The organism is Lysinibacillus sp. RC46, from assembly GCF_041262385.1.
Classification (GTDB): Bacteria; Bacillota; Bacilli; order Bacillales_A; family Planococcaceae; genus Lysinibacillus.
The window spans coordinates 320,376-332,310 of record NZ_JBGCCF010000002.1; the positions used below are offsets into that span (position 1 = coordinate 320,376).

The following is an 11,935-nucleotide window of genomic DNA, read 5'->3' on the forward strand; positions in this document are numbered from 1 at the left end:
AAAAAGTAATAACTATACCTTTTAGACAGCTGATGTATTTTTTTATTATACTTGACTATTTAGTTATTGTTTCTCTGCTACAAGTTCTTGAATTCGCTTTAAAGCACCTGGCTCCATTTCTTCAACTGCCGTTCCAGCCTCTTCTAATGCCTTGGAATAGCGGAATTGATTAAAGGATTTTTCTGCTTCTCTTAAACGAGTATGCAATTTTGGATTTGTTGCACGATGACGATTACCATACTGAATAATACGTTCAATCAGCATTACATTTTCAATCAATTCATTCGCCTTCGCTTTTACATCCTCTACGCAAAGTGTTGCAGCATTTAAATTGTTATGGACTGTTCCCATATTGAGTGGTACCTCTTGAAGGCTTTGCATAACTACATAAATATGCTCTGCTGCCTCATCTAGACGGGCATCCATCTCTTCAGGAATACCTGGAATATTAGCCTTATTCAATAGCCGATCTGTTTCTTGTAACGTTTTCTTTAAGCTTTCTACTTGTGCACGAGCCTTGTTTTCATCAATTCGGAGCTTCTTCATCGTATTTGATAAATGGCCTTGCTCCTCATGAATATGTTCAAGTTCCTCGTTAATTTCAATCAATTCTTCCTGCAAACTTGAGTATGCGGATTTTTCCTCTCTAACACGCATCGCTAATAAATCATAGCGACGTTGTAAAGCCTCTAATTGCTTTAACGCAGCTTTTGGAATTTCTGCATCTTTTTCATTTAAACGGTAGCTTTGCTGCACAAAAGTTGCTTCATCACTTACTAATCTTGTTGAACTAATAACATTAGTAATTGAGCTTAATAAACGATCACAATTTTGGTCAACATAATTTTTAGCAATAACTTCTTTTTCAAGTAGATCGTAAAAGTGATCAATCTCTTCATTTATTTCAGCTACACGTGGTTTAACAACGGTTAAATTAAGCTCTGCTAATTCATTTTTTAATGTCGCAAATTCTTCATCAAATTTATCGAACCCCTTAGTTAGCTCTAAATGCTGTAAATAGTAGGATTGCTCCTCCATTTCACGCTGGCCACTACGTAATTCCTGTACCGCGCCTGGTAGTTTTACTTGCAATTCAGTCAAAATTGCTGGGACATCATTAATATATTCAAATGTCTGTTGTGATTCTTGATTCAAGCCAATAACAATTTCTCGAGCCTGCAAATAATTCCCTTCGCTAGTAAGCACATCGAATTCCTCAAACTTTTGAACAAACATCTCCAGCTTTTTCTCCAGAGCCGGTAATGCTACACCAAATGAATGTTGGTGAGCTAACAATGTTTTACGTGCAGAGCGATAGTATTCTTTTAATTGTTCAATTTCAATACGATTTTTTTCTTCGCTGCCAATTAATTCATTTAGTTCTTCTAAGATTTTATCTTTATCTTGTTCACATTTTTGAATGTAATCTTCTATCTCACGTTCAATTAACGTTGCTTTCTTAAAACGAAGTCTATTGATTTGATCCTCTGCATCAAATAAAAGTGAATCAATTTTTGTCATATGTACATCGATGACTTCATCCCAGCTATTTCGCCATCGTTCAAACATCTCTTCCGTTTCACCGTTCATGTTCAAAGATTTAACTTTTGAAATTTCCTCATTTATGGGATTGTTTTGTATTTGTGATTTTTCATTTTCAAGTTTAGCAATGATTGTTGTATGTTTTCGTCGCATCATAAATCCTACTATCGCTAAAATTAATAGTAGGATAACCGGAATGATGATATACTCCATCGTAAGCCTCCTATTCTACAATAAACGAATTGGCTAGTTGTATTTATTATATACTATGTTATCGCCTTTTGTACTAAAATTTGAGTGTTTTTTATGTATTTACGCCTTTCAAGAATAACACCTACTTAAATTCTGAACAATTTGCGCAAATAAAAGTGTTTGATCCAAAAGCTAAAGGAGTGGTAATTTTATGAAATGTGACGGCCATGTTCATAGTCCGTATTGTCCACATGGTACTTCTGATTCATTTAAGCAATATATTGAAAAAGCAATTTCTCACAACTTTACAGATATTACCTTCACAGAACACGCACCATTACCTTTGAATTTTACTGACCCTACACCTCAGCAAGATAGTGGTATGAATCCAGAATTTTTAATGCCTTATTTTGAAGATTTACAGTGCCTTCAAAAGGAGTACGCACAAGACATTCGCATTCATATCGGTCTTGAGGTTGACTATATTCAAGGCTTTGAACAAGAAACTCGTCAATTTCTTGATACATATGGACACTTTTTAGATGACTCTATTTTATCAGTCCATTTTTTACAATGGCAAAATATCTTTGAATGCATAGACTTTTCTCCAGAAAGCTTTATGGCTTTTTCAAAAAAAGTGGGCTCTATTGAACAAGTGTATAATTTATATTACGATACCGTCCTACAATCCATTAAAGCAGATTTAGGGCAATACAAGCCTAAACGCATTGGGCATCCTTCACTTATTCACAAATTTCAATTAGCACATAAAATGAAAATTGATGATTCTACGCGGATTCGAGAAGTATTAGATTTAATGAAAGCAGAAGGCTATGAGCTAGATTTAAATAGCGCTGGTTTAAGTAAAACATATTGTCAGGAACCTTATCCACCATTTACCTTTATCGATTATAGTAAATCTATTGGGCTACCAATTGTTTTTGGTTCAGATGCTCATAGTGTTGATGATTTACATCAACACTATAATGTTATATATCCAAAATAAATATCTTTCAAACGAGGTGCTATTATGTTTACACAAATTAATTATGAAGGGCCAATTGTCGAGCAATATAATACATTAGCAAAACAGTTAGATGCCCTACTTACTGGAGAAAGCGATCGCATTGCTAATTTAAGCAACGCCTCTGCTTTACTAAATCAATTCCTACCGAACATTAACTGGGTTGGTTTTTATGTATTACAGGGGGATGAACTTGTATTAGGGCCATTCCAAGGCTTACCTGCCTGCGTCAGAATACCAATTGGACGCGGAGTTTGTGGAACAGCTGTAGGCAAAGCAGAAACTATAGTGGTAAAAGACGTACATGACTTCCCAGAGCATATTGCTTGTGATGCCGCATCCCAATCCGAAATTGTTATTCCCTTAATAAAAGAAAGACAGGTCATCGGTGTACTTGATATCGACAGTCCAATCACAAACCGCTTTTCAAAGGAAGATCAAGAGGGGTTAGAGGTATTCGTAAAAACCTTACTTCTCCATTTATAAAAAATACCCTGAAATGATTTATTGTCATTTCAGGGTATTTCAGCGCATAAGGCTGATGTTTTATTTTCAAAACCAACTTTTTTTATTACATTATAAATTGTTTTGATAAGATCGATCATGAATACAAAATCGATTTTTACCACTGTTTTTCGCTTCATAAAGCGCTGTATCTGCATGTAGGAAAACAGATTGAAACGCTGGATGGTACTGTTCGTCCCATGTTATGAGACCTGCTGAAATAGTCACCTGAGGATCTGTTGTATTTGGAATTATTGCAACGATTGTTGCTGCTAATTCGATTGCTTCTTTCTCATCAATATTTGGGATATACACAGACATTTCTTCTCCACCCCAGCGTGCACAAATACCACGAACTCCAATCATTTCTTTTAACTGTACCGCAATTTGCTTAAGAATCTTATCACCAATTTGGTGACCATACGTATCATTAATGCGTTTAAAATTATCAATATCAATGAGTAAGAACATCCCTGATTGATCATTTTTAAGAGACTTTTCTACATATTGGTCTAAATAACTTCTTGCATATAATTTCGTTAAATGGTCCAAATCTACCATTTCTTGAAGTTGATTACGTAGTATTGAGTTTGCAATTGCTAAAGAAGAGTGATGGATTAATGATTGCATTAATTTAAAGCTATCAAATGAAAAGAAATATGGCTCCTTGTGTAACACAATACTAAAGCCATTAATTTTTTCTTCCATTAAAATCGGGATTGCCATAATTGAACGATATTCAATTTGATTAGGGGTTAATCGACTGAAATCGGCAATAAATAGTGGATCGTTGGAATGTTCAAAATGATGTTCAACATGTTTTATATATGTTTGACCCTTCTCTGCATTGAAAAAGGCTGTACTCGCATCCGTCACTTTAAAGGTGTCATTATGTTTAAAAGCGAAACAAACTTCCATTGGTTGAAAAGATTTCATTAACTGTTTTTGGAGGAAAAGTAACATTTCATTTATGTCAATCCTCATATTTAAACGATGCGATGTTTCATTGATGAGTTGTAAATCACTTACAAGGCGATGTGCTTGATGATATAATTTTGCATTTTCTAGTGCATTTCCAGATGCTTGTGCTAGCATTCGTACAAAATCTTTTTCAGTCGTTGAAAAAAGATATGTTGTAGGTGCACTTACTTGTAAAATACCATAAATAGCTTGTCTCCCTTTTATAGGGGCGTTTAATAATCGACAATTCAAATCGCTTGCAAGCTCCGTCGTCAGCTCTCCTGAGACAAAAGCCTCAATTGTCGCAGGTCTTTCAGATAAGTAATCAAATAGCTTAATATCGATAGTCGTATGGCGGTCTTGATCATTCGATAGTATAAGCTCCACATTAAACTCCGGGAAATTATCCTTAATATTTTTCAAGACATTTTCTAAAATTAAATCAATATCCATAGTGGAATGAAATAAATCTGTCATATTGTACAATTTTCTATATTGGTCTTCATTCACTTTTACTTCGAAATTTTCTCTAATGATCTGAAAAGCCTTCGTGAGCGTTTCGACAAAATTTTCTCCGTAATCCGAAGTCATAAAGTCTGTCCAAGCATCGGTTGCCTCAACGAGTAGCACACCAATTGGATTTTTGCCTTCTGCTTGTAAAAGCACCATATCTGTCATCATCGTATATGCTTCTTTTTCTTTTAATATATAAGGGACTTTTACCAACTTCTGTTGATAAAAGCTAGCTTCAATCATTAACCATGACACAGCATTTAGTTTTGTTTCAATTGTTACAGTAGCCATTTCTTCAACAGGTATTAAAGAATTACCTTCTAAACCGAGAAACGCCACATTTACAATTCCAAAGTGCTTCTTTAGACACCGTTCTAATGGGTGAAAATACCCATTAAAACCGGCTTGTTCCTTAGAACTCACCCAAATGCTCAAAACATCTGATTTTATATATTTTAGCGTTTGTAAATGGTCTGTCATGAAATCACCTTTTCTATATAACGTCCAAATCAATACTATTAACTTATAGTATAGTATACATAATTTGTGTCATTTTGACTATGTTATTCTATTTTACTTTTACATTTTACATTCCACACTGTACCATTAACTACTCTTATATATCGAAATATGTATAAAGAGGAAATTTATACTATTACACTTTTACGAAAATAGTTAGTCTAATAATTGACGTCTATGTAATAAGCCGTTACAATGGAGTTTGTGTAAAATAAACGCAGCAGTGGTATGAGCTTATTACTGTATTTTATTCCTCTATTTTATTTAGAATAACTAAACAGATTCTAAACAAATAGACGGTGTATTGCGTAACCTAACGGCTGCATAGGCGAAAATACATGAAAATAAAATACGTATAAGAATGGGTACTACTGGTTTTTGTTTTACAACAAAAAAACCAAATTTAAAGGAGGAGACAACAATATGTCTCGTTATACAGGTCCATCTTGGAAATTATCACGTCGTCTTGGTATCTCACTAAGCGGTACAGGTAAAGAAATCGAAAAACGCCCTTACGCACCAGGTCAACACGGTCCAAACCAACGTAAAAAATTATCAGAATACGGTTTACAACTTCAAGAAAAACAAAAACTTCGTCACATGTACGGCATGAACGAACGTCAATTCCGTACTCTATTCGACCGCGCTGGTAAAATGAAAGGTGTTCACGGTGAAAACTTCATGGTTCTTCTTGAAACTCGCCTTGACAACCTAGTTTACCGTTTAGGTTTATCTCGTACTCGTCGTGGATCTCGTCAATTAGTAAACCACGGCCACATCTTAGTAGATGGCAAACGCGTTGATATTCCTTCATACAGCGTAAAACCAGGTCAAACGATTTCTCTTCGTGAAAAATCTCAAAACCTTGCTGTAGTAGCAGAAGCAATCGAAGTAAACAACTTCGTACCTGACTACTTAACATTTGACGCTGACAAAAAAGAAGGTACATTCACTCGCCTTCCAGAGCGTTCTGAATTATCAGCTGAAATCAACGAAGCATTCATCGTAGAGTACTACTCTCGTTAATTAAATTGCTCTGCAAAGAGTAGTTTAGAAAACCCTAGAAAACCTTTTATATCAAGGTTTTCTAGGGTTTTTGCTTTTTTATCGACAATGCACAATCATGCATTAAATATTGTTATTTTTGGGCTGACATTGGGGGAAGATTGGTGCTAATAAATTACGGTGAATGTGTGTATAGGAATGCGTGAGTAGGATTGAGGCTAATTGCTTCAATCTTTTTTTCGGGTTAACTAGTGATCCGAAGAATAAAAGAAACTATCTGTTTAGTCGATAGCCTCTTCGATAAAAAATCGGATTAAACTTTTGTTTTCCCTGTACTTTTTCTTCCAAAATTTCACCTCCTACTATTTCTCTTATTTAATACGTTTATCAATGGAAAAAGTTTTAATTTCCTATTCATTTAATTAAATATTTATTCTCAAACAAACGTCAAGAAATCATTTTATGCGATTGATACTATATCCATTAATATGCTAGCAGAAACGATTAAACGACCTGAGCCTTTAAAATCCCGGGCTCAAGCCGCTTCATACATGTTTATTATTCTCCTTGACCTAGCACAGTTCAGCATTCTAAATTTTTCTTATTTCATTTGTTGTTGCAATAGAACTCAAAATACCTATTGTCCCGAGAACTAACAACGATTTCGATGGACCAATAATTCCCAATGTTAATCCTCCTACTCCTACGACAGTTGTGAAATACCTACTATATTTCAGTTTTGATTTTGTTACTTTTGGCGTTTTCACATTTACCCTAACCATCTTATTTACCTTACTCAGAGCAGTATCTAATTGTTTAATCATTTTAGTTTACCTCCGTTAGAATTAATTGAATAAAAAATCAATAGCGGGATTTACTAATAGCAAGAAACTGGAAATCAATACATATACGCCATATTTTTTCTTTTTTAAAATACAAAGCAATCCAATAATAAACACCACAAGTGCAAGCCCAATTGATATGTAGCTGAATATTCCTATAGAACTATTTTGTTGCAAGATATCTAATATTAAATTTCTCAAAGCAAATCCCCCAATCTTAATGTTTGTTTCAGTTAGTTTACACAATGGTCATTAGTAAGATTTTTGTTTGCTAAAGAAAATGAATTTGTAAAAATTTGATATATTGAACTATCGAGTAGAAAATTGAATATTTCGCATTTGTTACAAACTAAATCTTTTTTCATCGCTGCGGTATATAAAAGTGTGCTAAAGATCCCATATGCTTTTTCTCTTGAAATTTTCACATCTAGATTTGAACGCTCTAAAACTTCATCAAAAAAATTCTTATCATTTTCTCTTAGACTTTCAATTTTTTCTTTAGGTAGCTTTTTTAAAAACAAATGATAATCTGGATTGTTGAAATTATATAATGTAGGATGCTTTACATACTCTTCAAAAAGCCAGTTCATAGCTTTTTTAAACCCTTCTATACCTGAGTTAGTCTCTATCATAGAGTGCCATTGTTCTTTCAATTGATTTTGAATCATCGACAGTACTTCTAGAAAGAGCTCTTCTTTTGTTTTATATAGCCTGTAAAAAAATTCAGTTGATATGCCAACTTCATTAGTAAGTGTATCGATGCTAGTTAATTTGTATCCTTTCGTTTTCCAACTCTGAGCACAACTTTCACGTAACTTTTGTTTAACTAATGGAATATCTTCCTCAGTAAAATTTTTAATCATTAGATCAGTTCCTCTAATTAGTATCATTTAGATCAGCCCCTTTCATTTCATACTTTAATTGTACGAATCGATTGTCTCTTTTTTCTTACTCATTCCTTACAAGTTTATTAATTTTATGAAACTTAAGATGAAACAAATGCAAAAGTAGAAATGGCTTAATCATGCTGAAAAAAGCCCTCCACGGTGCCGCACCCTAGAAGTTAGAATTGAAATTCTAACTTCTAGGGTGTTTTTTTCTGACAAAATATAGGGATGAATTTAAATTAAAAGTTGTTAAAGAATATTTAGAAAGTACTTTAGGCTATAAATTATTAGCTATGAAATATGGTATTCCTGCTGAATCTCAACTAAAAAATGGGTACGTGAATTTCCCTCTCCAACTTTTTTCGTTTAGTTCGCAATAAAAGCCCTACCATTAGGTAAAGAATTGTAGTAATAATGCCTGCCGTTGGAGAAACAAGAAATTCTTTTCCCTGAGAAATTTTAATATATCCATCAAGAATAAGTGGATTCACAAGCGCATCTTCTGTCATATGCATAAGGACAAGTGGCCAAATACTTTTCGTCATTAAATAAATTTCTGTATACATTACTGTCCAGCAAATCATCGTCACAATACCTATCAACGCAAATAGCCACCTATTTACAGGAAGTACACTAAAGATGTCACTTTCTGATAAGAACACTAAAAAATACGGGATATGCCAAGCTCCCCAAACACCACCAGCAATAAGATACAACCAAAAATCATTTACCTTTAACGTTAAAAGTTTACTTGTCAAATAACCTCTCCAAACGGATTCCTCAAAAAAGTTTTTAACAAATTGGATCAGTAAACCACCAACAAAAACTGAAATTAATGCATCCAAATTAAAATCCGAAAAATCCATCCAGCCAAATATATAGCTTACTAACAAAACTATAGTAGTGATGACAGGATAGACTAGGAGCGAGACAATATACCATTTTATGTTGCCTTTCAAATTAGGTAATAAGCCTATATCTCGCCACCCATCTCCTGCAAAGACACGTAACAGTATAGTTGTCAGCAGCGGAAATACTAGCCAAATTCCCATCCCAAGCGTGTCACCTTTAGGCTGTTCAGGGATGGAGCGATCTACAAAAACACCAAGCCAACCACATAGCAAAACAACAACTATAAAGATTATTAAGTTCCGTGTAGTTTTCACTTTTAATTCGCCTCCCTGTTTTCAAGGATTGAAATAACCCACATTGAATTGGGACAAGGAGTTTCGGGATGCAGCGCAATGTATTGGGCGATTCCTTGTATAGAACACCAAAATGCTACCGCAAGTGCCTCAGCATTTCCCTGTTTAATTTCTCCTAGTAATTGCCCCTTCTCTATTAATGAAATACTCTTTTTTATTAATTTATCTGCTTCCGTAAGCATTTCTTTTAAATCTTCCGACAAGGAATCAAGATGCTGTGCATTTTCCATTAGCACAAACATTTTTGCTGCAGATGGGTTTGTACGGATCGTGTCAAACAAATCCTCAGCAGCCGTTGTAAAAATTGCCAATGGCGATTCATTCATAAAATTAAAATCCAACTTGAGTCTTTCACACCCTATGCGAATTAACTCTTCATAAAGCTTTTCCTTAGAGTCAAAATAATGAAAAAGTAGCCCCATGCTCATATCAGCAGCTTTAGCAATATCAGCAACTTTCGTTTCACCGTACCCCTTCCGAATAAACAAATCTAATGCAGATTGTAAAATTAAAGCCCTTCGTTGTTCTTTTTGCTCATGTCTAATTGACATTTTTACCCATCCTTTTATTGAAAATATTTTCATTGAAATTGTATTCAATAAAATTGCAAATATCCCTGAAAAGTGCCCTAAAAATGAAAACTTTAATAAGTTTTCATTCCCTTTTGTAAATATCAATAAAAAAGGAACCTTTTATCTTTATGAAAGTCTAAATGGAAAATATCGGAATAAAAGAGGAAATAATGGGGGTTTCTGAACTTACTGTGATGGTAAAAACATCAAAGCAAGGGAATTAAGCGTCCAATTACTTTTAAAGAAAGTCTACTGCATATCACTTCTCATAAAAAGGCTTCACTAGCTCTCCTATTATTAGGCTTTTTGCTAGTAGCTATTTGGTTCGGATATGAGCAGGAGGTATATCATTTTAATGCTCACAGTGGTTATCCTCCTATAAGTTTAGGTTCAAAAGCAATTGTCTATATGTGCGCATTACTTGGATATACGGTCATTCTTTATTTACTGCTTGCATTATGGCTCTCCTTAAACATTTCAAAAAGAAAAAGAATTTAATTTAAATATTCTGTAAATTATGACTATTTTATGTACTTTAAAATAGTAATTACTCAATAAAAAAACGACTTAACCACTACTATTATAGTAAAAACAAAATATCAGTTATTTACTATTCAATACTTCTTTAAAATAGAACACATTTCCCAAAAATATATTTTACTTTCATAGGAAAACAATTCTTAAACCATTTTAAAATCAATATCCCTAGACAATTCAACCTTCCTCCAATCAAAAAACAAGGCTAACTTTTTTGTAAAATAATAACACGATTAAAATTAACAATTTTAATAAAAATACGAGTTGAACTTTTACAAAAAATAGAATACTATGAATTTCGAAAGGTGGTTCGCCATCATTCAAGCAATAACAATTTTTTTAAAGGGGTTGGAAATATGTCAGACGTTCTAAAGCAATTTGTTATGCCGAAAACAAACTTATTTGGACCTGGAGCAATTCAAGAAGTTGGTAAACGCTTAAATGATTTAGAAGTGAAAAAGACATTAATCGTAACAGATGAGGGCTTACACAAACTAGGTCTCTCTGAACAAATTGCTAACATCATTATAGCTGCTGGAATTGATGTAGCAATTTTCCCGAAAGCAGAACCAAATCCAACAGATCAAAACATTGAAGATGGGATTACAGTGTATCATGCTGAAAACTGTGATTCGATCATTTCTCTTGGAGGAGGTAGCGCACACGATGCAGCGAAAGGTATCGGACTTATTGCTTCGAATGGTGGACGCATTCATGATTACGAGGGCGTTGACAAATCACAAAACCCATTGGTGCCATTAATCGCTATTAACACAACTGCTGGTACAGCAAGTGAAATGACTCGCTTCACGATTATCACGGATACAGCTCGTAAAGTGAAGATGGCCATTGTAGACAAACATGTTACTCCACTACTATCAATTAATGACCCAGAGCTAATGATTGGCTTACCTCCTGCTCTAACAGCGGCAACTGGTTTAGATGCATTAACACATGCAATTGAATCATTTGTATCGACAAACGCAACACCAATTACTGACGCTTGCGCTGAAAAGGTACTTCAGCTAGTTCCTGAATATTTACCACGTGCCTATGCAAACGGTGCTGATTTAGAAGCACGTGAACAAATGGTTTACGCACAATTTTTAGCAGGCATGGCGTTTAATAACGCTTCACTTGGCTATGTACATGCAATTGCTCATCAATTAGGTGGCTTCTATAATCTACCACATGGTGTATGTAATGCTATTTTATTGCCTCATGTTTGCCGCTTTAACTTAACAGCACGTACTGAGCGTTTTGCAAAAATCGCTGAATTGTTAGGTGAAAACGTTGAAGGATTAAGTAAACGTGATGCTGCCGAGAAAGCAATTACAGCAATTGAAAATCTTTCTAGCGATTTGAACATTCCAAGTGGCTTCCGCGAATTAGGTGCGAAGGATGAGGATATTGAAATCTTAGCGAAAAATGCAATGTTAGATGTATGTGCTTCAACAAACCCACGTAAAGCAACGTTAGAAGACATTAAACAAATTATTACAAATGCGATGGGTCCTGTAGCAAAAAAAGAAGAATCACTCGAAGCTATCGCACTTTCTTAATAAGTAATCAGAAGGCATGTCTCTTGGCATGCCTTTTTTATTGAGGAAAACATTCTGTCATTGTATGTGAC

At 34.4% G+C, this 11,935-nt stretch carries 11 protein-coding genes; 4 read left to right on the forward strand and 7 right to left on the reverse strand.

Features of this window, described 5'->3' with window-relative positions:
• Positions 1-63 precede the first annotated feature (63 nt).
• Complete coding sequence (gene ezrA, locus ABH966_RS03425) at positions 64-1,755, reverse strand: septation ring formation regulator EzrA (RefSeq protein WP_370075731.1); 1,692 nt, start codon at positions 1,753-1,755, stop codon at positions 64-66.
• A 190-nt stretch (positions 1,756-1,945) separates the two neighbouring features.
• Between ezrA and hisJ the strand changes: the two genes are divergently transcribed.
• On the forward strand, positions 1,946-2,740 hold the full coding sequence (hisJ, locus tag ABH966_RS03430) for a histidinol-phosphatase HisJ (RefSeq protein ID WP_370075733.1): 795 nt from the start codon (positions 1,946-1,948) through the stop codon (positions 2,738-2,740).
• 24 nt (positions 2,741-2,764) lie between these two features.
• A complete protein-coding gene (locus tag ABH966_RS03435; protein ID WP_370075735.1) occupies positions 2,765-3,244 on the forward strand; it encodes a GAF domain-containing protein in 480 nt (159 codons plus the stop codon).
• 90 nt (positions 3,245-3,334) lie between these two features.
• Here ABH966_RS03435 and ABH966_RS03440 read toward each other — a convergent pair whose 3' ends face one another.
• On the reverse strand, positions 3,335-5,215 hold the full coding sequence (locus ABH966_RS03440; protein ID WP_370075737.1) for a sensor domain-containing diguanylate cyclase: 1,881 nt from the start codon (positions 5,213-5,215) through the stop codon (positions 3,335-3,337).
• Between the two features lie 462 nt (positions 5,216-5,677).
• Between ABH966_RS03440 and rpsD the strand changes: the two genes are divergently transcribed.
• Positions 5,678-6,280 carry a 30S ribosomal protein S4 gene (gene rpsD / locus ABH966_RS03445; protein WP_370075739.1) on the forward strand — a complete coding sequence of 201 codons (603 nt, stop codon included), beginning with the start codon at positions 5,678-5,680 and terminating at the stop codon, positions 6,278-6,280.
• A 569-nt stretch (positions 6,281-6,849) separates the two neighbouring features.
• On the opposite strand, the gene ABH966_RS03450 is transcribed toward rpsD, so the two are convergent.
• The 5 genes from ABH966_RS03450 to ABH966_RS03470 all read right to left on the reverse strand — a co-directional run bounded on the left by ABH966_RS03450 (position 6,850) and on the right by ABH966_RS03470 (position 9,744).
• On the reverse strand, positions 6,850-7,083 hold the full coding sequence (locus tag ABH966_RS03450) for a hypothetical protein (protein ID WP_370075741.1): 234 nt from the start codon (positions 7,081-7,083) through the stop codon (positions 6,850-6,852).
• A gap of 21 nt (positions 7,084-7,104) precedes the next feature.
• Positions 7,105-7,302: a hypothetical protein gene (locus ABH966_RS03455; protein WP_370075743.1), complete on the reverse strand. Its 198-nt coding sequence runs from the start codon at positions 7,300-7,302 to the stop codon at positions 7,105-7,107.
• A gap of 32 nt (positions 7,303-7,334) precedes the next feature.
• On the reverse strand, positions 7,335-7,991 hold the full coding sequence (locus ABH966_RS03460; RefSeq protein ID WP_370075745.1) for a TetR/AcrR family transcriptional regulator: 657 nt from the start codon (positions 7,989-7,991) through the stop codon (positions 7,335-7,337).
• Between the two features lie 320 nt (positions 7,992-8,311).
• Positions 8,312-9,154 (reverse strand): CPBP family glutamic-type intramembrane protease, encoded by an 843-nt coding sequence (locus ABH966_RS03465; protein ID WP_370075747.1) that lies wholly within the window; start codon positions 9,152-9,154, stop codon positions 8,312-8,314.
• A gap of 2 nt (positions 9,155-9,156) precedes the next feature.
• The gene (locus tag ABH966_RS03470) at positions 9,157-9,744 is read right to left on the reverse strand and encodes a TetR/AcrR family transcriptional regulator (protein WP_370075749.1); all 588 of its coding nucleotides are present in this window, start codon (positions 9,742-9,744) and stop codon (positions 9,157-9,159) included.
• Between the two features lie 914 nt (positions 9,745-10,658).
• On the opposite strand from ABH966_RS03470, the gene ABH966_RS03475 reads away from it, so the two are divergent.
• Positions 10,659-11,864 carry an iron-containing alcohol dehydrogenase gene (locus ABH966_RS03475; protein WP_370075751.1) on the forward strand — a complete coding sequence of 402 codons (1,206 nt, stop codon included), beginning with the start codon at positions 10,659-10,661 and terminating at the stop codon, positions 11,862-11,864.
• Positions 11,865-11,935: the final 71 nt, after the last annotated feature.